Here is a 25,546-nt window from a genome sequence, read left to right on the forward strand (position 1 = left end):
GCTGTTCACGATCTTGTGGCGTTGTCCGTATCAAATACCACCGGTTTTTACTTCCCCCTTTTTGAAGGGGGGAACGGCTGCGTATGCCGTTGCCGAGCTCGTAGGTTGAGCGCAGCGAAGCCCAACATCGGTTGCCGAAGATTGCGCAGATGTGGGGCTTCGCTGCGCTCAACCCAACCTGCGAAACGGCTAAATCACCCCCGTCTCCCGCCCAACCCGCGCAAACGCCCCCACCGCCCGATCAATCTGTTCCGCCGTATGCGCAGCGCTCATCTGGGTGCGAATACGCGCCCTGCCCTTCGGCACCACCGGGTAAGAAAACCCGATCACATAGACGCCTTCATCCAGCAAGGCATCTGCCATGCGGGAAGCCAGCTGGGCATCACCCAGCATCACCGGAATGATCGGATGCTCGCCGGGCACGAGCGTGAAACCGAGGGCGCTCATCGCCGAGCGAAAATGCGCGCCGTTCTCGTGCACGCGCTTTCGTAATTCAGCCCCCTCCTCGCTCGCCAGCAGTTCGAGCACTTTCAGCGATGCGGTCGCGATGCTCGGGGCGAGCGAATTCGAGAATAGATAAGGCCGGCTGCGTTGCCGTAGCAGTTCGATGATTTCCTTGTGCGCCGCGACGTAGCCACCCGATGCGCCGCCGAGCGCCTTGCCCAGTGTGCCGGTGATGATATCGACGCGATCCAGCACGCCGCAGTGCTCCGGTGTACCGCGACCGTTTGCGCCAATAAAACCGACCGCATGCGAGTCATCGACCATCACCAGTGCGTCGTAACGATCGGCCAGATCGCAAATGCCGGCGAGGTTGGCAATGATGCCGTCCATGGAAAACACGCCATCAGTAGCGATCAGCTTGAACCGCGCACCGGCTGCATCCGCCTCTTGCAGGCGGGCCTCCAGATCGGCGAGATCGTTGTTCTTGTAGCGCAGGCGCTGGGCCTTGGAGAGCCGCACGCCGTCGATGATGCTGGCGTGGTTCAGCTCGTCACTGATGATGGCGTCTTCGTCACCGAGCAGCGTTTCGAACAGCCCGCCGTTGGCGTCAAAGCAGCTGGAATACAGGATTGCGTCGTCGCGTTGCAGGAATGACGCGAGGGCGTGTTCGAGCACCTTGTGCCCACTTTGCGTGCCGCAGATGAACCGCACCGACGCCATGCCGAACCCGTCGGCGTCGAGGCCAGCCTTGGCGGCAGCGATCAAACGCGGGTCGTCGGCCAGACCGAGATAGTTGTTGGCACAGAAGTTCAGTACCTCGCGACCATCGGCAAGCCGGATAGCGGAGGACTGTGGGCTGGCGATCACGCGTTCGTTCTTGTAGAAACCGGCCGCCCGAATCTCGTCGATGGTGGCTCGCAGATGGGACAGATATCGGTCGTTCATCAGCGCCTCTTGGCTGTCTGGAAGCGGTTTGCCGCGCAGGGCAGGCGCGCACATTAACCAAGTTATAGACGAGCGACGGCGGGCAAATGGCGGAGCAGGCCGGCTGGCAAGCAAACCGACATGCCACTCTCAGCGAACGAAACCCCAAGGCCACACCACCCCGGTGGGGCATTCGGGGCGGCACGAGGTGTCGGTTCGATACCAGTGCCCTGAGCGCTCTGTCAGCTTTTCAGCGATTTATTCCAAAATTTCACAAACCTTAACGATTAGCTTTCTAGGGCAACGAACAACAAGCAGGGCTGTTTTCCAATACCTTTGTGCGGGTAACGCTCTAGCCCGTCACCTGCGTTTGAAACGATCTGCGTTCACGAAAAATGCAAATTTCTGGAGAAAATACATGTAGCTCAGACACAAATACTACACAACCCCATATAACCTTACATACAACAGATCACGCTTATATTGCGTAGCAACACAAATAAACGACCAAAATTCGGCTAAGAATATGTAAATATCAGCTATTTGCTGCATAGCAACAACTGCAGTCGGCATGTATTCCGTAGTTTCAAAACTACATAATGAAAAGCAGATTTTCTTTCCGACAAACGGCGCTTTTGTGCACGTTGACAACGATTCGTCATGCATCCGTAATGCCATCTAAACGCGAGTAGATCAGGGCTCGTGAGCAGGATGGCAGTCGAGAATGACAACAAAATCTTTCTTCAAGTTGACTAAGAAGAACGCTCGACGAAGACCAGTAGAGATGCGTAAACAACGCCAATTTGCCAAAGAGGAAGATCGCGATATGTCGCACACAACCCCACGTTCAATTTGTTTCGTTCTGGCAGCCATTCCGGCTGCACTGCTGGCAGCACAAGCCCACGCCGCCTACCCGACCTGGCAGCCGGATGTGACCTATACCGCCGGCACCATCGTGCTCTACAACGGTCACGACTATAAGGCGCTGGTCACTCAGACCGATTACAGCAGCACCGGCTGGAACCCCACTGTGACCAGCCTGTGGCAAGACCTGGGCGCGGATACCAGCGGCAGCCCGACTCCTGCGCCGACGCCCGCACCTACCCCGGCCCCCACACCGGCACCAACGCCCTCGCCGACCGCCACGCCAGCCCCGACACCGGCGCCTACACCAAAGCCGACCGCCACGCCGACACCGGCACCGACCCCAGTCAGCTCCTGCTATGCGGCTTGGGATTCGACCAAGGATCACTACAACAGTGGCGATAAGGTCACGTATCAAGGTGTGAATTACAGCGCCAACTGGTGGACCAACGCCAACCCTGCCACCAACAGCGGCCCGAGCGGCAGCGGCAAGGATTGGACCGTGCTGGGCAACTGCGGCGGCAGCACACCAGCCCCGACACCGGCACCGACGCCAGCGCCCACCCCGGCTCCAACACCTGCACCGACACCAGCCCCCACCCCTGCACCGACTCCGGCGCCAACCCCTGCCCCAACGCCAGCTCCCACACCGGCACCGAGCGGCGGTTATCGCTTCACACCGTATGTCGATGTTAGCGGTACGTTCGATCCGGTCGGCTGGTCGCAAGCCACCGGCCAGAAGTACCTGACGCTGGCGTTCGTGAACTCGAACGGCGGTTGCGGCGTCAAGTGGCCGATCGACGAAGCCACGGTATTGACCAAGGCGCAGGGCCTGCAGGCGCTGGGCGGCAACGTGATCATTTCGAGCGGTGGCTGGAACGCGCTTGATCTGGCACGCCAATGTACCGATGCCGCCAGCCTGGCTGCGGTATATCAGGCTGAGCTCGACAAGTTCGGCGTAAATCACCTCGATCTGGATGCCGAGCACGGCGATCAGCAAAACAACCTCGATACCACCGTGGTGGACCGTCGCAGCGCCGCCGTGAAGATCCTGCAGGATCACTACGCCAGCCTGGGCAAGGCCTTCACCGTGTCGTTCACGCTGGCGGTCAACCCGGTCAACGGTATCCCGGCAGAAAGCTTCTATGTGCTGCAGTCGGCCAAGAATGCCGGTGCCCGTATCGATCTGGTCAACCTGATGGTGATGGATTACTACGATGGCGGCGCATCGTCCGGCCAGATGGGCTCGCGTTCGGTCACGGCGTTGCAGCTGTCGTTCAACCAGATCAAGAACCTGTTGCCGGGCAAGACCGATGCACAGTACTGGGCCATGATCGGCGCAACGCCGATGATCGGGCAGAACGATGACCCGACCGAGGTGTTCTCACTGGCCGATGCGCAAACGGTACTGAACTTCGCCAAGACCAACGGCTTGGGCCGCACCGCATTCTGGTCACTGGGCCGCGATAACGGCAATTGCGCCGGCAGCACCACCGCCAACTGGCAGTGCAGCGGCATCAGCCAAAGCCTGTGGGGATTCACCAACATCTTTGCCGGCTTCTGATTTACCAACAATAAACTGAAACAGGATCTTGAAACCGGAGCGGAAACGCTCCGGTTTTTTTATTGGCCTTTTTCAGGAATTTGTCATTATGCAGATCGATCCGGACAACGACGCCAATCCGCATACAAATCAACAGCAAGCAAATGACCAGTTCATTGCTTGCCGAAATCCATCGTCCAATACCGCGAACCGGCATTGGCAGCCCCCGCCGGCCCCTGGCCGCAGGCAACGCCAATATCCGCATAATTGGCGCTCATGATATTGGCGCAATGGCCGGGGCTACTCAGCCAACCCTGTATGACTGAATCCATTGTGCTGAACCCACTCGCGACATTTTCACCGGCTGTAGAAAAGGTATATCCGGCGGCGGTCAGGCGAGTCGTCAACGTTGAGCCATTTGAACCGGTGTGGCTGGTGAAATTGTTTGCGGCCATATCGTTCGACATCCCGGTGGCGGCAGCGAACAGTTTGTCATTCCAGGCCAGCGGCGTGGTTGGGGGGTACACCGTGGAGCCGCAGGTGTAACCGGCAGCACGCACGTTATTGACCAACTGCAAAAAGGTCGCGCGCATATTGGCCGACGTGAAGCCGCAACTGTCAGTGGAACCCGTCGAGGTTGGCGCGGGAGTGGGGGTTGGCGTCGTCGTATTTGATGTGCTGGTATTGGTGGCGGCAGAACCCGATCCACCTCCCCCACCGCCGCCACCACAAGCAGCAAGCCCAAAGGCCAGCAGCACCAAGGCACACCCGCAGCGGATGCGCGGCAAGACTGGTCGTACAAACGATGCAGAAATCATGTGACCTGCTCCGGCCCATCAGGCCAGGTTATTAAGGCGTTGATCGACAAAAACCGGCGCGTTTCCGCTCCGGTTTTCAAGTGCAATTGGCGTTATGGACGCCACTCAAGTGGTCTCTAGCCAAAAAGATACCTGACATGGTATGGAACAGGTTCTCTTTATCGCCCCGGCAATCCATCTGTCTACAAGCAGACTCTCGCCAGCGCCTGTAGTCATTGGCCCACATATCAACATATTTGCCATTACCTACAAAACTTCCGTTTGTCGGGAAAAGATCGATCACTTTTTGCACAAACGACCCAACTACATTCATTTTTGATTACACAAATGTTGCACAACAGCAGCCATTGAATAGATTCAGTTATTGTCCATGCATTTCTTCAGACTCAATCACACTGCATCGCAATATCATTATTTAATGTTGTAATAAATTCGCATAAAAATGGCGTAGCAACGACTCAAATGACTACGCGTTTTTTATCCGAATCGCTTTCTTCACTTATGTATTATGCTGAAGCGTGTCATTCGGAATGACAGAAAATGATGCGTGCAAGAATGTATTAGAAAGCAATTTTGCTTGAATTACCCCGATGCATGGATGCGTGATCCGGGTGAGCGGTATCACCTTGTAGCGCATGCCAAGCTGACAGCAATTGCGTTCAATTGGTATTAAGGTCATATTCCTACTTGTTTTGATAGCGCTTTCAGATGATAACCGAAACCAAAGTTGCGAGAGATGACGTGAGCAAGGAAAAGCCGTGCAAGCGGCTTGGCTTCATCATCGCGCCCATGTTGCGCGCACAAGTAATGGCCCATGCCGCCAACGCCAACGAACAATGGTCCGCACCGTGGCAAGCCACGCAATAACGGCTAAATGCAAACGCGGCATGGCGCTGATGCTTGGGGCTATCGCCATGTTTATCGGCCTGACTGTGGCACCGCTGCATGGGGCAGAAACGGTGACCCAGACGCCGATACAGCGGGCCTGGTCCACGCCAGACATGAAGCGCCCCAGCACAACGCCGAACGAGCATTCCGTCGCCTGCGGTGACGGCTATTGCGATGGGCGCGCCATGTACTGCGAAACCATCAAAACCGATGTAGCGGCCATCCCCAGCGAGCACATGTGCCGACCGCTGCCCAATGCCTGCGTTCAGCAAATTCAAAAGGGCGTGCTGTCATGCGGCTGTTTTCCGGCTGGCACCCGCTGCGACTTCTGCGGGCAACGCCAGACCGGGAACGCATCCGGCTTTTACCGCACCTGCGTGGGAGGACGTTAAGACGGCCAGCCCGAGCCGCAACCAATACATAACCGATCCATCAGACCGATCCATCAGCCAAACCGTGACCGGATGGTGCTTGCGCAACAGCACGTATCGTCATCCGGTCACTTTTTCCACGACCCGTTTTTGCACCGCTTCTGCCTGCAGGGCCTTCAGGCGTCCGGTTTCGCCCCTCCTTCAAGGGAGCGAATCCAGACTTGAGTGGTTACGACGAAGAGGTTTCATGAGGCCGCCAAACGAACCCGCAGTCACGCAGTACGCATCCCATTCCGACGCTTCACTCAATGCCTTCCCGTTTGCCTGCTGGGTCAGCGATGCCGAGGGCCGCTGGATTTCCGTCAATGCCGCGCTGACACAGCTCACCGGCCAGGCCACGCACGAGCTGCTCGGCACACAATGGCTGGAGTCCGTCCACCCCGATGACCAGGCACGGGTGCTGGTCGCACAACATGCGGCGATCAGTCGCCACCAGCCGTACAAGCTGCGCTACCAGCTGCAGCGCCCCGATGGCAGCTACCGCTGGGTGCTGGATCACGCCATGCCGCGCCATGATGCGGGCGGACAATGCCTCGGCTTTGCCGGCATCCTTATCGAGATGCAGGAAAACACCTTTGCGGAAGCCGAGCTGGCGTATCAAACCTACTACGACCGGCTGACCGGGCTGCCCAACCTGAGCCTGCTGCGCGACCGGCTCACCCAGGCCATTGCCGTCGCGGCCCGCGAGCGCCAGGTGGTCGCCCTGCTGCTGTTCAACATCGACGAATTCAAGCTCATCAACGACTCGCTGGGGCGCGATGCTGGCGACCGGCTGCTGCAAGCCCTGAGCGAACGCCTGCAACTGGCGATCCGCGATTGCGATACGGTCGCGCGATCCGAAGGCAGCGAATTCGCCGTCTTGCTCTCCGCCTTCGAGCGCGAGGAAGCCATCCTGCCCGTCGCCGAGAAATTGCAAGGGCAACTCGACACCCCCTTCCAGCTCGATGGGCGCGAGCTGTTTGTCAGCTGCAGCGTCGGCATTGCCTGCTATCCAAAGGACGGTGACAACGCGGCGGTGCTGCTGGCGTGCGCCGGCGTCGCCCTGCACCGCACCAAGGCGGAAGGACGCGGCCGGCTGGGCTTTTTCTCACGCGAGATGCTGTCGAATGCTCAAGAGCAACTGGCGCTGGGCGCCGGCTTGCGCACGGCGCTGGAACGCGGGGAATTCGAGACCTGGTATCAACCACAAGTTGACCTGCGCACCGGGCTGATCACCGGGGTGGAGGCGCTGATCCGCTGGCGTCATCCTGAGCTTGGCCTGGTGCCCCCGGCCAAGTTCATCCCGGTGGCGGAAGCCAGCCGCCTGATCGTGCCGATCGGTGAATGGGTATTGCGCGAAGCCTGCCAACAAGCCGCCGCATGGGCGCAGGCCGGCTTGCCGCCGCTAACGGTGGCGGTGAATCTGTCGGCCCAGCAACTGCACCAACCCGGCCCCCTGCTGCTGGCCGTCAAGCGTGCCCTGGCCGACACCGGGCTCGACGGCAACCAGCTGGAACTGGAACTGACAGAGAGCATGATCATCGACCAGCCGGAGCAGCTGATTCCGCTGTTGAGCGGGCTGGAAATGCTCGGCGTCAAACTGGCGATCGACGACTTCGGCACCGGCTATTCCTCGCTCAGCTACCTCAAGCGCCTGCCGCTCTACAAGATCAAGATCGATCAATCCTTCGTGCGCGACATGACGGTCGACCCGGATAGCGCCGCCATCACCCGCTCGATCATTTCCATCGCCCGGGACATGCATAAACGCGTGATTGCCGAAGGGGTGGAAACCGAAGCGCAAGCGCTATTCCTGCAACGGCATGGCTGCGATGAAATCCAGGGCTATCTGTTCAGCCGGCCGCTGCCCGTCGCCGAGATGACCGGGCTGCTGGCGGAGGCACGGCGGCTGCAGCTGCCCGATGGCAACCAGTCCGTCCGCACGCTGCTCCTGGTGGACGACGATATCCGGACACTGGCGGCCTTGGCACGCAGCCTGCGCCATGAGGGCTATCGGCTGCTGCAGGCCACCCATATGAACGAAGCGCTGGAACTGCTGGCACGAGAAGGCATCGGGGTGATCCTGAGCGATCAACGCATGCCCGGCGGCACCGGCGTGGAGCTGCTGTGGAAAGCCAGGCAGCTTTACCCCCAGACCGTACGCATCCTGCTGTCCGGCCACGCCAGCCTGAATACGCTCAGCGATGCGATCAACGACGGCGCGGCGCACAAATTCCTGTTCAAACCGTGGGAGGACGAGGTGTTGAAAGCACGCTTGCGCGAGGCATTCGAGCTTTATGAGCAGCATCGGCATTCATGAATTGCCGGGCGGGGGGCGAGTTCAGTGAGTGCGATGCGCGGGATTGCGTATTCCAGTCGAGTTGATCAGTAGTCCGATCATTGACCACTGTTGTCGCTTCAGCTGCGATTCAAAATCGCACACGCTTACGCGCACCCCATAACAGATCCACGTCCTGCGTGGCTAGGGCATTGCCAAAAGCAATTTTTCTGCACTCGGGACAAATCCTTTCGTGAATAAAGATTATTTACCCACAAAAACCCAGTGCAAACCTGATAAAACTTGCAAAAATGATAATGTAATTTCTAAGATAGTTTCAATGCGAAATATCAGCACCTCAGAGAAAAACTTACAAAATCAAGCAAACCATTGTGCGGAGGCAGGGCTTCCCATGAAGACATCAAGCCGATGCAATCGTAAAAATCGTAAACGTTATGGAGAAGCAGTACATGCAAATTTCGCATGCCATGCTGTCAATCGCTGTGCTGTTGGTACTAACGGGATGCGGCACGACTGGGGTGGGGCCATTCATGGACGACAAGATCACCCGTGCCAAGGACGACGCCAATGATCCCGTTCCCGGCATGCGAATTTCCGGGCCTGACCCGGTACTTGCAAGATACAAGGTTGAACCGATCAACCTGATGATCATGATTGATCCCAATGGCAAAGCCAGGGTCAACTATGACAACAACAGAGCGTCGTACAGCCGTGACTGGAAAGACTTGACATTAGATGAAAGATATGAGTACGGCTATCACGCATTTTACGATGGGTACACCTCCCTCGATCTGCAAGAGCGCCGTAACCGCATTCAGGATCGCATTATCCAGGCCGCGGACGTGCGTTGCAGTATGTATAAAAAGCTGTTGTTCGAAACCCAGTCCAACGCCAATTTCTGGCTGGGCCTGGGCTCGACCATCGCCGGTGTGATGGGGCCGCTGTTTGGCGACCGCGGCAGCAAGAACCTGGCCGTGCTGGCCGGCGGCCTGGGTGGCGCGCGCGCCGAGATCAATCAGGATTATTTTTACAACCTGACCGCCACAGTGATCACTTCCGGCATCACGCTGGCACGCAATGATATCTACAACCGGATCAGCAGCAGCCGCAAGCTCACCATTGAGCAATACACGCTACAAAAGGCCATCGACGACGTGCTGATCTACGACGGCGCATGCAGCGCCGTCAGCGGCATGGAAGAAGCACAGGCCGCGATTAACTTCGCCACCGATCCAGGCATCGACGCTGCCAACCGTATCCTGCTGAAAACCAAAGCTACGGCATCCCTTATCAACAATGGCGACAATCTGGACAAGATCAATGAAGACCTGAGGAAGTTACAGGACAGTCCGCTATTCAGCTCCGGCCGCTTCATCACCGTCGGAGGTAACCTCACCGCCATGCCGGACGCGGGGCATCAAAATAGTCCTGCGCTCAGTGCGATCAAGCTGTACGACTCCCGCTTTCCCAGCACAGCACTGGCCAACTATAGCGATCAACTGAATACCGCTTTAAAAGCTGCCCAACTGCCGATTAAAACCGGCGAAAACATGACCGAGGGCTTTAATAAAGCGCTCACGGGTTTCAGCAAGGTCTATGACTTGTACAACAAAATGAGCAACAACTGCAGTACCAAGCTGCAGAGTGATGCCGGCACCTATACCAAACAGACCGCCAAGCTAGCAGATCCTACGCTGACTGAAAGTGATAAACAGGTGCTCATGGCTAGCCAAAATTTGCTGCGAGCGAAGAGCAGCCTCGTCTATGACGTCATGAATGGTGTGCGGGACAACATTCTCCAGGCACAGGCCAAATATCAAACCGACATGCTCGCCACCTTCAAGCAACTGTATAACGGCAAGGACACATCAAAAGTCGAGGTCGCCAATATCAAGACACTGGACGACAGTAGCGCCGCAACAATGCTTAAGGCCGTCGAGGACCAACTGAGGAAGGACCCCGACTGCAGCGCGCTCTACCAAGCTAACGGCGGTTGACTCCAGCCGCCGCTCTTGTTGCAGACTAAGGAAAGGCCAGCAAACTTGCCGCAGCCAGAACCAGCCATTACGAATTTGCGGAGCACCGTTGGCACCAAGAGGGGATTACTTTCGTCAGGAGGAAAAGATGTCAGCTGCCCCCAAGAGAAACGCAACCATACGCGATGCCCAAGAAGCATTGCGCCAAGAATCGGGTGAAGAACCGGTATCCCGGCCATCGATGCCCGTCGGTGTTACTGATCCCGATAAGGCCGGGCTAGCGCAAAGACGTGGAAAAGGTCCAGGAGTGACTTGGGAAGTGCCTTCCAGCGCTCCCGGTGCGGGAAAGAAAGATATGGCTCCTTTTCCGCATATGACCGGACCCAATCCATCGGCAGAACACGGAAGTGTTGGTGCGAGTCATCACCTGACCACCGTTCGATCTGCCCATGCGTTAGGTTTTCGCCAGATTGAGCGGGATGCCTCCAACAAAGACACCGATGCCCCGGCTGATCAATGGCTTATTGCCGAGCGGGTACACCATGTAGTGCAGCCAGGAGGGGGCTTGGGTGCCGCCCGGCACGACCAACATCTTGCCATTCGAAGGGAGCCAAATGCGCATGGCACCCATGATGTGCGTTCTGCGACCGTGACGGCAGCCACGCACTCGGAACAAGGAAAAGTCGCCATCCGGACCGATAGCGAGCATCAGCCGGTCTCTCCTAGAACAGTAAGGCGCACGTTCCCAGCGCTCAAATAGAACTATCGGCGAGACGCTGGCGGTATGAGTTCCATCTGCTTGCTGCAGCAGTGCTGACCAAGGCCAAGTTGCCCCACCCCTGCCGCATTCTGCGCCATCCGGGCGCGGCCCAGTGTCCTGAAAACAACAGCGACTTGACCCTGCGTCTCACTTTCCCAAAAAAACAGCTGCTTACTGATAAATGAGTTGTGACTGTCACGAAGGGTGCGCTAAATAGAGTTAGCCATCATTCCATCGGCATAACCGGCCGGAATGGTTCATGACCCACAGGAGAGAAAGCAGCATGTCGATTGCCAAGACGGCAGGTATCCGCCCCGGATATCGCCTACCCGCAGCGGTACTCACCAGCCTTGCCCTGTTTGCCCCCTATGCCGCCTTCGCGGACGAGCCCGTTGTCGCCAATCCCCCCTTGCTGAAGGCCCTCACCCCGACGGTGCAGCCACCGGTGCAGGAAACTGGCAGTGAGCAACCGCGCCGGCTCAATCTGCTGAGCCTGCCACGCGCCAATGAGCTATCGCCCGGCGTAGCACGCGAGGTGTATTTCGACCTGAACATTCAGTATGTGAATGGCTGGATTCGCAACCCGGCACGCGAAAAACCGGGCGAGATCAAGTACGACAAGGTGCAGCTGCGCAGCTATGCGCAAGGGGATGGCAAACCGGCCAAACCGACCGAGCCGTCCACGCAATGGCCCAAGGAAGGCTCGACCGTCTATATGGCGCCCGAGATCGAGGCTTATCCGGGCCAGACCATCCGCATCAACCTGAACAACAATCTGCCGCGCGACCCCAGCTGCACGGCGCATGGCCCGGATTTCGACGTCAACAAGCCGCATTGCTTCAACGGCACCAACCTGCACTCGCACGGCTTGTGGGTGAACCCGGCCGGCAATAGCGACAACGTGCTGCTGTCGATCAACCCCGGCGTGGGTTTCCAGTACGAATACAACATCCCGCAGACCCATCCGGCCGGCACTTTCTGGTATCACACGCACCGCCACGGCTCGACGGCCTTGCAGGTATCGAGCGGCATGGCCGGCCCCCTGATCGTGCGCGGCACGCGCTTGCCGACACCGACCGAGAATGGCGATCTGGATACGCTGCTCAAGCCCTACGGCGCGACGGCTTTCCCGGAACGCGTGCTGGTGTTCCAGCAGATTCAGTACGGCTGCCGCGATGCCCAAGGCAAGATCAAGAAGGATGCCCAGGGCCGCTATGTGTGCGATGCCGGCGATGTGGGCAAGATCGATGGCTACGACCAGTTCAGTTCGTGGAACACGTCTGGCCGCTATACCAGCATCAATGGTGTCGTCATGGGCTCGCTCACCAAGGCCCGAGCAGGCGAAATCGAGCGCTGGCGGATGATTCACGGCGGGGTGCGGGACTCCATTGCGCTTGTGATTCGCCGTCTTGCCAATGATGCCCCGAAGCCGGCCGGTTTGAAGGCGGAGGAGACCCAGCAATACGTCGACAAATATTGCACCGGCCCCAAGCTGGAGATGCCGCTCGTTGCGGCTGACGGCTTGACCCTGTCCAAGGCACTGGTCCGGCAGTCCGTCACCTTCCAGCCGGGCTATCGCTGGGACGCACTGGTGGTCTTCCCGGAGGCTGGCGACTATTGCGTGATCAATGATGTGAAAGTGGCCGATACCGTCGACCATGCCGTGCCTTCCGCACGCTTACTGGGGCTGGTGAAAGTCGAGCCGGGTGTTCACGAGCCGATCAAGAGCATTCCCCAGTATGTGGAAAGCAAGCTGCTGGAAGCCACCAAGGCCAATATGCCAGCCGATGTGCAAACCAAGATTGGCGACGAGCTGCGCAGCGGCCTGAAGCTGACCAGCTTCGAGCCACATCGGACCATCGACCCGAGTGAAGTAATCGGCACGCAAACCCTGGTGTTCGATATCTCGGCGGGCGCATTCAAGGTCGGCACCAATGACCAGAATACGCAACCGTACAGCCCGACCCGGATCGACCGCACCCTGCTCTTGGGTAGCGTGGATAAATGGGAGTTGAGTTCAAAGGTGGGCAGCCACCCGTTCCACATTCACGTGAACCCCTTCCAGATCGTCAGCATCATTGCGCCGGATGGAACAGACGTGAGCAAAGACGGCCCGACGGCTGATCCGTTCGACGATCAGTTCCGCGGCATGAAGGGCATGTGGAAAGACTCGATCTGGGTGCTAAATCAGAGCCAGAACAAGGACGGCACTGTCCCGCCAGGGCGAGTGGGTAAATACATCGTGACCTTCCGTACCCGCTACGAGCGCTATGTCGGCGACTTTGTCCTGCATTGCCACATCCTCGATCATGAAGACCAAGGGATGATGCAGAACGTCCGCATCGCCTTGCCGGATGGGGCTGGCGGGGTTGCTTCGGCGCATCATTGATCTCAGGTCATCCCGTGACCGGGGCCGCGCAAGTGGCTCTGGGCATGGGATGACTTGCGACGCCCAATCCTATGCAGGCGCAATCCACGCTCCCCTCGGGGTAGCGTCATCAGCGAGACCAATGCAATGACTGATATCAACGGCAATGGGGATGGCAACGACAGGCAGACCGTGACGCCAAGCGATGTCGATAAGTCCGTCCGCTTTGAATACGAACCACACTTCTACTTCATGACCGCGCTGCCCTCCACACCAGAGGAGATTGCCCAAGCGTGGCACGCCTCGGAGACGCCCCAACATGACACGCCGATCACCGCATCCACTGACGACGTAACGCCGAACCGTGCCCAAGCGCTGTGGGCATTTGGCTACAGCACCAAATAATTTGTGCGCCGCAAAGGGCGCGCCGGATCAGGCAAACAGGGGATCGACGTCGCGAGCCGCATCCAGGCGATTGTCGAAGTCACGACGCGCGAGTTGTCGGCGGTGCTCCGCCGCGTTGATCTGCAGCGCCAACGCCTCAGCGGCAGCATGGCTTGCGCTGCGTTCTTTGGCGGGGGTGGCCAGCTTGAATTGCTGGTGCGGTTGTGGTTTGCGGGCCATTTGTTTCATCTGCGTGGTTCCTCCCAAGTCACTCGAACTTCGTCGAGATTAAACGCCCTTGATGACAGCACGCCAGTGCCTGCATCTACCCTACTCGCTAGTGAGCGGATGAATCACCTTCGCGTCATGCCAGCGTTGCATTTGCGCACATTCTGTCTAGCCTCGATCAAGAACCTTGGCCGGCCCAGAACGTGGCACAGGGCAGTCATCGCGCCAATAGGCTCCAGCATCGGCTTTCCATCGCACTGACTCATGTGATCACCCCCGAATACGACGTTTAACCAGCAGGGTAAATGTCCTGCTTGCCGGGCAAGCATGCCGAGAAAAATTGCAGAACTGCGCTCAAAACCATCACTTGCAAGTACCGCTCGCCAGCTCTAGATTGAATGCGAATTAAGACCGGTGAAGATTGCATTGGTTACTATGAATGCATATCAATTTAATCAAATTTGAAATCGTGTGAGGCAAGTAATGGGCAAGGAATTTTTCCGCAAAGCAGCGCGCATTCTTAAAGGCCCCATCGAAGACGGGCGGCTGCTCGCCATTACGCGCGGCAATCTGCGGAACGATATTGCACAAGGCACAAAAAAATTCGACGCACTGGATTTGCTACAGTGCGAATACGTCATCGACAGCGGCCAGATCAAATCTGCTGTCGATGGCAAGGTGCTTGAATCAACGACCGGGTTTAGCGCACACGACAAAGTAGCGATTGCGGCATTTGTGATTTCTATTGAAGGCAAGATTTACCTGTTCAACCATTTGAACAAGACCGATCTGGTTGCGCATTCGTCGTTTGTCGGGAAGTTCGCCAGAGGCGCTGGCGAACTGATGATCGTCGGCGGCAAGGTCAAATTGGTCCACGCACACAGCGGGCATTTTCGCCCCGGTGTGCTCAACATCTTTCTGGTGGTCAAGCATTTCAGGGATTTGGGCGCGCTCGCCGTTGACGCAAAAGTGGGCTTCGTGGCAGACCCGTTTGTCTCGATTGCAATGCCGCAGCCCACCAAGGCCGACAGCGTGCAGTTTTCATGCTTGCTGGGGAAGCAAGAGCAGGAGACCATTTTAGAGAAGGAGCAGGAAATCATTCAGCTCCAGCTTGAATTGGATAAATTAAAGCAGCCCGTCACGGAAATTGCCGTATCCGAATACAAAACCAAAAAAATACTTGAGGCCACCCAAGCGTTGGAGGAGGTTGAGGGCACAAAAGATTTGTGCATCATGCTGGATATGCTCTCGCGCTACGAAAGCCAGAAAAAAGAGGCCGTGGACAACATACAATTGGCCAATGACTTCAACATCGATCGATATCGCGAAATGGTGCTCAAGGAAATAAAGAAAATATCCGACAAGATTGAGGATGCATTGAGCTTGATCGACGCCATCAAAAGCAACCTGACCAAGGAGACGATTACCGTGGTTTACGCCGCAATCTACTTCATGGAATTCGTCACCACGAATTATGACGTTGTGAAAGCGAACTATGTGCCTGCGGTTTACGACGATACGCTTTGATCACGTGACGGGCTGATTGTCCTGAAGACGGGGAGATGAGGCGTTGCCGGGGATGTAGCCCGGACGGCTTGGCCGGCCGGGGAGCGCGGCACAGCTAAGCACACAGACTTTGTAAATATCTACCTGGCAAATTCTGACTCCCGGTTTCGCCGATCTTTCGTACTAAGCTGGCCGTTTTCGTTTCACGAAGCCACCATGCCCGCGACGCTCCTGCGCGCCAACCAGCTCAAGCGCGCACACTACCCCCGCATCGAAGACCCGCACTTCCTCTCCCCTGCCGCACTGAGCATCGTGCTGTCGCAGGCGGGGCCAGCATTTGCCGACATCCGCTCCGACAGCGAGCTGGCAACGCAACTCGCCCAAGGTCGCGTGTTCTACGTCCTCGACTACCCCGCGCCGCATCCACTGTTCCTGCGCCGGAGCGAATGGGATGACACTCCGTTGCTCGACCTCGCCGGCGACGCGAAAGACTGGAAACCTTCCCGTGCGGCCCACTACACCTTGCAACAGGCAGCACACGGCATACTGCGGCGCGATCCCGAACCATTGTGGGGCTGGGGGCCACAGGTCAACCATAAGCTGATCCGCATGCAGCGGGCGGTTGATCTGTCGTTCGATACGGATTGGGTCAGGCCCAAGGGTTATCTATACCAACCGTCCCCCGATACCGAATTGCCGGAATTGATCCGTGCGGTTGCCAAGGCGGCAATTAGACCGATTCGCACTGGGCTGGGTGAGGCAGTGGATGAATTGGCGGTGCATTCGCCAACATTGCAGCGGGATTTGAAGGCGTTGCTGGATCAGAAATGGCGCATCCGGTACGGCACTGCTGGCGAAGGGTCGTGGATGGATGCTCACCGTCGCGAGAAGCAAATCGTGTTGGACGGCAGCTTGCAGGGTAACCCAGCCGCGACTGTGCAAACCCTCGCGCACGAAGTCGGCCATGCCACCTATCCCTTTACGCCCGATATCTCGTCTCGCGAAGCCTATGTGAGCAGCCATCTTGCCAACGAGGGCGCCGCCACCCTCAAGAACATCGAGGTGCAACGTGAAATTCTTGCCAATGCTGGTATTGATATCGGCCTTGCTGGCAGCCGCCGCAATCACGCCGGCTATAACGCTGCCTATGACCTTTACAAGCGTAACGGCAATGCCGCAACCGCCAGAGACACCATTGGACAAATCTACGGGCAAGGAGAATTCAATTCGATTACTCACGAACCCTATGCCGATTACTATGGAAAAGAATATGACCGCCGTTATGGACAATGAAACCAACGCGGCCAAAGAAGCCGTATTCCAGTTTATTGCCGATTTTCACGATGCCATCGTTACGCAAAGTGAGAAGCGCATCGAAGAGTTCGTTGGCGAGTTCAAGCTCGATTTTCATACAAAATATGCGCGCTATTATATTTTCGGCCCGATCGCCTTACCGGGCGGCGCAATCATTCAGCAAGGGAATGTGGTAAGCGATGGCAATCGGGTTGAAATATTCGGAAACTTCGAAATTTCTGGCGTTTGCATTACCCGTGAAGACGTTTGGCAGCGGTATGGGAAGTTACCCATCACCGGATGGCCCATGCCGGGCATACCCATGTCCAAAACCTACTACACCGCAACATTTGCAGACAGTGCCATCGACTTCGGTTTTGCCGAAAAAAACCCGGACTGCTTACGATCATCCGCCGCCGGCATCCTGAATCCACCACCGTATCCATTTGGCAAGCCGGATTGATCAAGCCATCTTCATGCGCGCCTCATCTTGGCATGCCACCAAAAGCACCACCGCGACTACTCTTTATCCCTTGTTTACCCCTTGGCGTGGATTGTGTTGAATCGCACATTCAAGGCAACGGCCACCGCTTGCTGCCGTTCTCATCGAAAAATTCTTCGATCAGCGCGCCGCCATCCAGTCTCACCCTGATAAACCCGTTCAACACCCGCACCGGATACTGGGCATCGTTGGCGAACTGGGTTTCAGCCCAGGCCACATGCGGGTTGCCGGCCAGGACGCTGGCACGGCCGTAGGGAATGGCGCCGTGGCCCACGCAGCGGCCGTTCAGCTTGCCTTGCGGCTGGTAGCAGATGACGTTGTGCAGGTGGCCCCAGTACCAGTAATCCGGCTCACGCCCCAGCGCGGCGACCACCTGGTTGTACAGATCGGTTTTACTGCCGCCATCGATGGAATAGCCCTGATGGTGGGAGAGCAACAGGATTTTCTTGGTGCAGCCTTGGGCCAACTGTTTTAGCCAGGCGGTTTGCTGATCCCCCAGCGCGCCGTCCATGTACAGGTTCATCTCGTCCGAGTAATAGGCGGTATCGAGGCCGATGATCAGCCAGTTGGCGTTAGACAGGCTGAAATAGCTGGTGCCGTTCTGGAGCGGAAAGCGCGCGGCCAATTCGCCGAAATACCCGAATGCGCCGTTGTACATTTCGTGGTTGGAATTGAGGGTGAACTGCCCTTTGCCCCCGGCTGGCCAGTCGGCGAAGTCGTTCTGTTCATCCGAGCCAAGGCCTGCGTAATAAACGTCGCCCAGATGGAAGGTGTAATCCACCGGCACTTGCTTCATGGCGGCTGCGACCTTTTGGGCGATGTAGTCGCCGGTGCCCCAATCGCCGGCGATGGCAAAGTCGACCTGATCGGGAAGGATCAGGTGGTTGGGCGTGGCGGCCCACGGCGCACGGTTCGTCAGGTGTTCTATCCACTGCACCAGCGCCTCGCCCCACAGCGGATCCAGCAGCTCCCACTTACGGCAGCCGAGCAGCGTGCCGTCGTCCATCACCCGGGTGGGCAGTTCTGCCTCGGTGGTCGGTAAAGGCTTGCCCTCCACGACCCCCTCCAGAATGGACAACCCATTTGCCAGCTCCCAAGGGATGCTACCGGCCGAGGTCGATCCGGAATCGATGATTTGCTGCACCTGCTGATGGATGTCGGTCAGCTTGGCCAGAATCTGTGCTCGCTGGTCCACATCTTGCAGACCGGCTTCGATCCGGGTTTTCCAATTGCCAAAATCAAAGTCCATTTGCTACCTCCGCATGTTGCTGATCGGGATGCTCGTCCCCTCGCCCTCGCGTGCAAGGCTGCAGCCTTGTTCAGCGATTAGAGAGAGGGTTAGGGAGAGGGTGGAGAGAGGGAAGTTGCTCACGGCAAGACCCTCATCCCCGGCCCCTCTCCCACAAGTGGGCGAGGGGAGAAAACATCACAGCGTCTTCATGTACTCAATCAAATCCCACTTCTCGCTATCGGTCAGACCGGTGCCGTACTCGTGGCCGGTGTTGTGGTTGCCCGGCAGGCTGGTATCGAACTGGAAGTAACCACCGCCAATCGTGCCCGGACCGGTCGTGACGAAACCGACGTTTTTCTGGTCGAACACGCTGGAGCCGCGATAGAACACCTTGGGCCGGCTTTCCGGCTTTTGCAGCAAATCCCACAGCGTCGGCACGGAGCCGTTGTGCAGATAAGGCGACCGCAGCCAGACGCCATCGGTGGGGGTGTTGCTATAGCTTTGGGTCTTGCGATAGGCGTTGAAGGCAAACGGCGGGGTCTTGAATTCGTGGAATTTGTCCACCAGCCCCACGGTGAAGGAGTTGAGCCGGTACGGATCAGTGCCCAGCTGGCTCAGCCCGACGGTGACCTGGCCCGTGGCCGCCTTGCCGAAATCGTGGCAGTTGGCGCAGCTCTTCTCCCATTGCGCCTGACCGCGATGAATCTTCACCTGATCCAGCCCGCCGAATGGCCACTTGGGTGGCTGATGCGGCAGCAGCCAGTCGGTCACCCGCTTGAACTCGCCCGGCAACACCGATTGCGGCGTGGCCCCCACCGCCATGGCGGCGGCGTAATTGCGCTCGTGGATGTCGTTGTTGTTGCCATCCCAGTGCAGATACATGGATTCGCGCGGCTTCTGGTTCCAGATTTGCGGCAGGTCGACCGTGCCGATGGTGGAATCATCCGGGAAGCCGAAAATCACCATCTTGGTCGGGTTGAAGGTATCGGTGCGGCCCGGCCCCTGCTCCGGCCGTAGCTTCTGCCACGTGTATTGTTGTTTCTGCTTCAGGAAGGCCTGCTGGGTGGCGGGCACGATGGCGAAGCGGTAGAACAGCCGCTCGACGAAGCCCAGGTCGTAGCGCTTGTCGATTTCCGTCATCACCTTGGTGGTGAAGTCCGGACTGCTGGCGCAGTCGTACAGGAACCACTGGAACGATTCCAGATTGAGCATGGCCGCCGGGGCGGTCGGCACGGGCACCGGCACATCGTCAGCGCTCTTGCGGTATTGCCCGGTATGGCACAGCGCGCAGTTGGCCTCGACCGAGGGGTAGCCGATCTGCCGTTTGGCCAGCCCGATGGGCAGATCGTGGCCGCCTTCGGTGATGAAACCAAACGACTCCCACCCCGAGCCGCGCTTGGGCATCTGCTGCGAACAAGCCTGCGGCATCACCGTCAGCACATACAGGGGAATGCGGGCATCCGGCCCCAGGCCGATCGCTGCGTATTTGAAATGGTCTTCGTCCGACTGCAAGACCGGTTGCGGCACTTCGCGGAACAAGTTGAGCCAGGTTTCAACGCCGACAAAACCCAGCACCAGCACAATGACCAGCGTCACGATGCGGCGCTTGCCGGTCAAGCACTTGGCCACGCACTGCCACAGGCACTTCAACCCCGCCCGGATCAAGGGCCACGGCCGCTGCTCGGCCGGCATCCCCGCATACAGCAAGCCGCCCAGAATCACGAACATCGCACCGTCCGAGTACAGCAAGGGGCGGAATGCGTCCGGGTAGCCGGAGGTATTGATCAGGTAAATCCAGAACACGACGGCAATCAGCCGCGATAGCACACAGAGCCACGAATACACCGGGTATTTCAGGCCATTGACCCCGGCCGGCGCGTAAAACAGGCTGACGCCCACCAGCAACATGCCGGCATTCTGCAGCCACGGGTAGGTGGCCTGCAGCGGCAAGCCGAACTGGGTATTGAGGAAATCGGGCCAGAACAAGGCCGGGATGGCGAACACCATATTCATGGCGATGCCGATCCAGATGAAGCGTTGGAACCAGCGGATGCACGGGCCTGCGGCGCCTGTTGGCGCGGCACCTGTTTTTTTAATCATGTTGATGTCCTTGTGACGATTGCTAGCAACCATGTTTATGTTTTTCAGGGGCATGCCCCTTGCTCCCCGGACGGGTGTTGGCCATGCGGCCAGTGCCTCAGAAGCTGTTAAAAATCTTTGTGGCGACAATGACGTTGCCTTCCCCCCTTTTTGAAGGGGGGCTAGGGGGGATTTCTGCGACATCTCAAATTGCAATGACGTCGAAATCCCCCTCAATCCCCCTTCAAAAAGGGGGAGGTAAAACCCTGTAGCGCTTCAAGTTGGCGGCTTGCGAGACTTTGAACAGCCTTTCAAACGGAAGCGGTTTTATCCAGATGAGCCACGATGAACGGGTAGACATCGACCACCGCGTTCTTGCCGAACATGCAATCGATGTGGCCGTAGTCCGGCACCACCATGCGGCTGTAGCGCTCAGGCCCGAAGCGATCCACCAGCTTCTGATAGGTGCGCTCGGTACTTTCCGGCAGGTAGCAGACGTTTTGCTCGCCGCTGATGAACAGGATGGGCATCTGCAGCCGGTCCAGATGCGGCATGTAGATATCCGCGCCATCCACGCCGACGAGGTGGCCTTCCCGGCACATCAGCGCCAGGTGCTCCATGGTGCGCATGTTGGCGACGCCAAACAGCTCGTGCAGGTTGTCGTGCAGGGTTTCATTGAGCGTTTCGTGCCGGTATAGCGAGGCGTACATGAAGGTGATGCGGTGGCAGACCGGGTTGTTGCAATACCCTTGCGCCTCGGCCAGTGCGTAGCCCTTCAGCGCCGTGTCGTACAGTTTCTCGAACCAGTCGGCGTTGACCTCGGTGTATGCGGTCAGGGATTGCACTCCCAATTTGTCCAGCACCGACGGCAGATGCAGCCCGGTCTTGGCCTGGGTGATCGGGGCGACGACCAGATCAGTCGCGATCTGGGAGCAGACGACGGAACGCACGCCCTCCAACCCGGCCAGCAGCGACATGAAGAAGGTCGTCGCGCCGTAGCAATGCACGACGCACTGCACGTCCTTGGCCCCGGTGCTCTGGCGGATCTGCTGGATGGCAGCCGGGAAGTCGTAACGCGCGATCTGGTCGCCGTCGCTCTGCTGCTGGCTGGCCTCCAACAGAATGCTGACCCGGAAATCCAGCAGCCACACGTCGTAGCCGTGGTTGTAGAGGTACTCCAGCAAGTTGGTGGGGATCGTGTCGGTGGAGAAGATGTTCGAGCCCACTCCCAAGCCGTGCACCAGCATCACCGGCCCTTTGGTTCCGCCCTGATAGCGGGTGAGCCGCAGGTTGACGCCGTCTTCCGTCTGGAAGAACGACACCGACGGCGCGCCCACATTGAGCGGGCGCTTCTTGCGCGGCGGCGCATCCGGGTTGAAATAGACGTTGCCGGCCAGTACCCCGCCGTAGCTCTCCCACAGCACGCCGGCAAAGTATTCGCCAAAGCGGGCCATCTCCTTGAGGCGCTCTGCCTCGCTGGATGCGTTGAGCACCTTCATCGTGGTCATCTGCTTGGCGAAGTCCGCCGGGGCGATATGCAGCACACCGCTGCCGACCACCGGGCCTGAGTTGTCCGTGCCGCGATAGACCGTGACATACAAGGTGCTGGTATCGCTCCACACCTGCAGCACGCTGTGGTTGCTGGGCACGGATTTGAACGCGCTGAAGAAGTAATCGCTGCCGTCCTCGGCGGTGAGCTTCATGTTGTAGTTCATGTGCCGCACGCCGACCTGTTCCGGGTATTCCTCGAACAAATTGAACACGCCGTTGCTCACCGTCAGCGGCTGCGGCGACAACGCAGGTGCGTTCAGGGTGCCGACGATGGTGGCCGGATGCTGGGGATTGGCAATCAGCTGCTCCACATCGTCGGATGCCACGGTGACGGTGAAGCCCATGCTGGAACCGGCATCCTCGCCTGCCCAGTAAGCGGCCTCGTACACCGCCAGATCAGTGCCTTGCGCCTGACGATGGGCGGTGGAAAAGAAGCCCTTCATGGTCTCGGTGAATTCGATGCCCGGCTTGGTCGGCGCGGGTGATTTGCGCGGCGCGGACGGCAAGGTGTAATCGATCTGCCAGCCGCGATCCTCGGCCAGCAAGGCCATCGCCCGTTCGCTGACGGCGGAGATGGTCAGCAGCGGATTCACCGCCAGCGAGGTCGGAATCACCGAGCCATCGGTCACATACAACCCCGAGTAGACGTCGCTGCCCGCCTTGCCGGAGAACACCTGCCCCTTGTGGTTGACCACGCCCTGCCCTGCGCCTTCGCCCATCACGCAGCCGCCCAATGGGTGCACGGTGATCAGGCTGTGTTTGAACAGGTCGGTCCAGATCGGATTGGGCACATAGGTGCCACCCAGCGCACGGGTGGCCTCATACAGGCGGTCGTTGCCGATCTTGAAGTTGGGCTGCTCGCCTACGCCGGGCCAATCCAGCCGCAATTGATCGGCCTGATCCAGCACCATCCGCCCTGCGCCGTTGTCGTGGCTCATGATCAAATAGGTTTGCAGACGGTTGACCGCGCCGTGATAAGGCCCGAGCAGCGCGCTCTCCGCCTCGCGGGCGGCATATTTGATCTTGGCAACCGGGCCGGTTTCGGTGGGTCGGCCGATGTCCGCCGCCGCCGCAGCCATGGCCGGCACGATGGCCCCGCCAATCGCGCCCGGAATCGAGCCCTCCTCGATCACCATGCGTTTGCGCCAGTCGTTCTCGTCGCGCATGTCGATGATGGAGGTGATACAGGGCCCCACCGGGCCGATGTCCTTGCCCGAATGCGCGCCAAAGCCGATGCCGTTGATCTTGTCGTCGTTGTTGTAACCAAAGCCCAGGATGTCGCCGTTGCCGCTCATGTGCTTGCCCAACTCGTCGGACAGCGGCAGGCCCTGGTCACGCGAGCGCAGCAGGATTTCGGTCGACCCCAGCGTGCCGGCAGACAGCACCACGATATCGGCTTTGACGAACAACGTAGGCGCATCGAATTTTTCGCGGCCGGTGCCCGTGTACTGGTAGTGCACGATCCAGCCGTCGCCCCCACTCTCCCCGTCTCGCTCCAGATAGCGCACCGAGGCCTGGCAGAAAATCTCCGCGCCGTGGTTGCTTGCGTCGGGCAGGTAGTTCATCAGCGTGGTGTTCTTGGCCTTGTTGTTGCAGCCGGAAACGCAGTCGCCGCAATAGTTGCAGGGCAATTGCTCGACGCCGACGTGGTTGCGGTTATCCGGCAGGGCCTCGAACGTGACATTGATCGGTGGGTAGTAAAAGGTATGCAGCGCCTGCAACTTCTCTGCCGACCTTTCGTTGGCCTGCAGCTTGGGCAAGGCGGGGGCAGAGTCTGGATACGGATTGGGCTTGAGCATATCCCGCGCCCGGCGGAACCCGTCCTGCAGCAAGGTATCGGCATGCTCGCGCACACGCTTGGGCCAGCGCGGGTCGGCAAACACCTGCGGCTCTGGCTCCAGCGAGACATTGGCGTTGATCAGCGACGTGCCGCCCAAGCCACAGCCCACCATCACGTTTTGCTGGGCGTTGACGTGCAAATCGTACAAACCGGTGCGGGAGCCGATATGGCCGTCGGGGTGATGGACCTGAAACTCTTCCGTCGCCTCCGCCAGGGTATTCGGATATTCGCCCGGAATGATCTCCCTGCCCCGCTCCAGCAAGCACACCGTGCGCCCCGCCCGCGCCATGCGCGATGCAGCGATCCCCCCGCCATAGCCGGACCCGATCACCACAACGTCGTAATGTTCCTTAATCTCGCTGATTGGCGTTGCAATGCGTGCCATTTAACTTGCTCCAGGGATGATGGCGGGTAGCCCCAAAACCACGAAGCCGCGCTAGATAAGCGCACTGTGCGCCCGCACGGCATATGGAAAATGAGGCCGAAATGCGTGCGATCGCATTCCAGCCTCATCTGATTTAGAACTCAAATACCGTCATGTCAACGTCATCTTCGAGAAACATCCACTTAATATGCGAGCATATAACTTACGTTAGTGATGACTGTTTTCTTTCTTTAAAACCATTCATCCCGACCTTACGTCAGCTTATTCAGTTATCCACGGTATGATTTTTTGCTGGAAAACAATTACTTTCTCGAATCCTGAATTTGAAAAACGGGCCAATAACAATTTGGCTGCAAATTGCCAATACCATCGCCAAGACATTACGCAATTGGCTTCAGCTTATTAACAGGAAGCCTTCTTCGCTACGCATTGATCGGCAACAATCCGGGCGCTTTTTCTGGCACTCTGAATCTCGCAACAGGTGAAGCAATTGCTCCGCTTGTTAGCACTAGCCAATTGCAGCACGTTCCTTTTCAGGAGGCAGCATGACGTTGAATGAATGGCTGAACGAATACGGCGACAGCCACCGTCACCCGACCAATATCGCCATCCACAAGGTATGCGTGCCAGCCATCATGTTCTCGGTACTGGGTCTGCTGTGGTGCGTGCCGCTGCCGGCCGCGCTGGCGAGCCTCCCCTTTGCCAATCTCGGCACCTTGTTCGTCCTGGCTGGCCTGGTGTTCTATGCCCGCCTGTCGCTGCCGATGATGCTGGGCATGGCGCTGCTGTCGGGGGGATTCCTGTTGCTGCTGGCGGGAATGCAGCACGCGGGCCTACCCATTCTGCACATTTCGGTGGCGATCTTCGTCGTGGCCTGGGTCGGCCAGTTCTATGGGCACAAGATCGAAGGCAAGAAGCCATCCTTTTTCCGCGACCTGCAATTCCTGCTGATCGGGCCGGCGTGGACGTTGTCGTTCCTCTATCGACGCCTGGGCATCCGCTACTAGGCAGCCGGGCCAAAAATCCGGCTCAGGCCACAAAGCCCAGCCGCCGCATGTACAAAAAAATTTCCGCTGACCCGACAACCGGAATATCCGAATCAGACAAAGCAGCATTTGCTGAGATAGAAAGGCCCGGTTTCGTTCGTCTGCGGCATGGTCGGCCGGCTGGTTCGATCAGGACAAAACCATGATTTTTCCTGACAAACCACCATCCTTGCATGGCATTGACATTTACTTCCTTCCCGCCGTAAA

General features: G+C 58.3%; 18 protein-coding genes. 11 read left to right on the forward strand and 7 right to left on the reverse strand.

Features of this window, described 5'->3' with window-relative positions:
• Positions 1 to 189 precede the first annotated feature (189 nt).
• On the reverse strand, positions 190 to 1,389 hold the full coding sequence (locus BR41_RS14995; RefSeq protein ID WP_035058581.1) for a glycine C-acetyltransferase: 1,200 nt from the start codon (positions 1,387 to 1,389) through the stop codon (positions 190 to 192).
• A gap of 805 nt (positions 1,390 to 2,194) precedes the next feature.
• Here BR41_RS14995 and BR41_RS23050 point away from each other — a divergent pair.
• Positions 2,195 to 3,796 (forward strand): carbohydrate-binding protein, encoded by a 1,602-nt coding sequence (locus BR41_RS23050; protein ID WP_156970718.1) that lies wholly within the window; start codon positions 2,195 to 2,197, stop codon positions 3,794 to 3,796.
• Between the two features lie 152 nt (positions 3,797 to 3,948).
• Here the strand turns inward: BR41_RS23050 and BR41_RS15005 are convergent, their stop codons facing one another.
• Positions 3,949 to 4,563, reverse strand: a complete 615-nt coding sequence (locus BR41_RS15005; RefSeq protein ID WP_169741311.1) for a CAP domain-containing protein — start codon at positions 4,561 to 4,563, stop codon at positions 3,949 to 3,951.
• 738 nt (positions 4,564 to 5,301) lie between these two features.
• On the opposite strand from BR41_RS15005, the gene BR41_RS24210 reads away from it, so the two are divergent.
• From BR41_RS24210 to BR41_RS15025, 4 genes are all read left to right on the forward strand, one after another.
• Positions 5,302 to 5,460, forward strand: a complete 159-nt coding sequence (locus tag BR41_RS24210; RefSeq protein WP_156970719.1) for a hypothetical protein — start codon at positions 5,302 to 5,304, stop codon at positions 5,458 to 5,460.
• Positions 5,461 to 5,480: 20 nt separating this feature from the next.
• Entirely contained in the window at positions 5,481 to 5,873 is a 393-nt protein-coding gene (locus tag BR41_RS24680; protein ID WP_035058429.1) for a hypothetical protein, read from the forward strand.
• A gap of 226 nt (positions 5,874 to 6,099) precedes the next feature.
• A complete protein-coding gene (locus BR41_RS15020) occupies positions 6,100 to 8,211 on the forward strand; it encodes an EAL domain-containing protein (protein ID WP_051711036.1) in 2,112 nt (703 codons plus the stop codon).
• A gap of 509 nt (positions 8,212 to 8,720) precedes the next feature.
• Complete coding sequence (locus BR41_RS15025; protein WP_156970720.1) at positions 8,721 to 10,187, forward strand: hypothetical protein; 1,467 nt, start codon at positions 8,721 to 8,723, stop codon at positions 10,185 to 10,187.
• Positions 10,188 to 10,620: 433 nt separating this feature from the next.
• Here the strand turns inward: BR41_RS15025 and BR41_RS15030 are convergent, their stop codons facing one another.
• The gene (locus tag BR41_RS15030) at positions 10,621 to 10,788 is read right to left on the reverse strand and encodes a hypothetical protein (RefSeq protein ID WP_211251760.1); all 168 of its coding nucleotides are present in this window, start codon (positions 10,786 to 10,788) and stop codon (positions 10,621 to 10,623) included.
• Positions 10,789 to 11,185: 397 nt separating this feature from the next.
• Between BR41_RS15030 and BR41_RS15035 the strand changes: the two genes are divergently transcribed.
• A complete protein-coding gene (locus BR41_RS15035) occupies positions 11,186 to 13,315 on the forward strand; it encodes a multicopper oxidase family protein (RefSeq protein WP_211251761.1) in 2,130 nt (709 codons plus the stop codon).
• A gap of 126 nt (positions 13,316 to 13,441) precedes the next feature.
• Positions 13,442 to 13,699 carry a hypothetical protein gene (locus tag BR41_RS15040; protein ID WP_035058436.1) on the forward strand — a complete coding sequence of 86 codons (258 nt, stop codon included), beginning with the start codon at positions 13,442 to 13,444 and terminating at the stop codon, positions 13,697 to 13,699.
• Between the two features lie 27 nt (positions 13,700 to 13,726).
• Here BR41_RS15040 and BR41_RS15045 read toward each other — a convergent pair whose 3' ends face one another.
• Complete coding sequence (locus BR41_RS15045) at positions 13,727 to 13,927, reverse strand: hypothetical protein (protein ID WP_035058439.1); 201 nt, start codon at positions 13,925 to 13,927, stop codon at positions 13,727 to 13,729.
• 462 nt (positions 13,928 to 14,389) lie between these two features.
• Here BR41_RS15045 and BR41_RS23055 point away from each other — a divergent pair, with 462 nt between their 5' ends.
• The 3 genes from BR41_RS23055 to BR41_RS15060 all read left to right on the forward strand — a co-directional run bounded on the left by BR41_RS23055 (position 14,390) and on the right by BR41_RS15060 (position 17,168).
• On the forward strand, positions 14,390 to 15,433 hold the full coding sequence (locus BR41_RS23055) for an IQM protein middle domain-containing protein (RefSeq protein WP_051711037.1): 1,044 nt from the start codon (positions 14,390 to 14,392) through the stop codon (positions 15,431 to 15,433).
• 195 nt (positions 15,434 to 15,628) lie between these two features.
• Entirely contained in the window at positions 15,629 to 16,705 is a 1,077-nt protein-coding gene (locus tag BR41_RS15055) for a hypothetical protein (protein WP_035058441.1), read from the forward strand.
• Positions 16,683 to 17,168, forward strand: a complete 486-nt coding sequence (locus BR41_RS15060; RefSeq protein ID WP_035058444.1) for a hypothetical protein — start codon at positions 16,683 to 16,685, stop codon at positions 17,166 to 17,168. Before BR41_RS15055 ends, BR41_RS15060 begins: the two co-directional genes overlap by 23 nt.
• Positions 17,169 to 17,277: 109 nt before the next feature.
• On the opposite strand, the gene BR41_RS15065 is transcribed toward BR41_RS15060, so the two are convergent.
• From BR41_RS15065 to BR41_RS15075, 3 genes are all read right to left on the reverse strand, one after another.
• Complete coding sequence (locus BR41_RS15065; protein ID WP_035058446.1) at positions 17,278 to 18,456, reverse strand: metallophosphoesterase family protein; 1,179 nt, start codon at positions 18,454 to 18,456, stop codon at positions 17,278 to 17,280.
• 177 nt (positions 18,457 to 18,633) lie between these two features.
• Positions 18,634 to 20,538, reverse strand: a complete 1,905-nt coding sequence (locus tag BR41_RS15070; RefSeq protein WP_051711068.1) for a c-type cytochrome — start codon at positions 20,536 to 20,538, stop codon at positions 18,634 to 18,636.
• A 290-nt stretch (positions 20,539 to 20,828) separates the two neighbouring features.
• A complete protein-coding gene (locus tag BR41_RS15075) occupies positions 20,829 to 24,293 on the reverse strand; it encodes an alpha/beta fold hydrolase (RefSeq protein WP_035058448.1) in 3,465 nt (1,154 codons plus the stop codon).
• 545 nt (positions 24,294 to 24,838) lie between these two features.
• Between BR41_RS15075 and BR41_RS15080 the strand changes: the two genes are divergently transcribed.
• On the forward strand, positions 24,839 to 25,300 hold the full coding sequence (locus BR41_RS15080; RefSeq protein WP_035058450.1) for an Mpo1 family 2-hydroxy fatty acid dioxygenase: 462 nt from the start codon (positions 24,839 to 24,841) through the stop codon (positions 25,298 to 25,300).
• The last annotated feature ends 246 nt before the right edge of the window (positions 25,301 to 25,546 follow it).

It is taken from the genome of Andreprevotia chitinilytica DSM 18519, assembly GCF_000711875.1.
GTDB lineage: Bacteria > Pseudomonadota > Gammaproteobacteria > Burkholderiales > Chitinibacteraceae > Andreprevotia > Andreprevotia chitinilytica.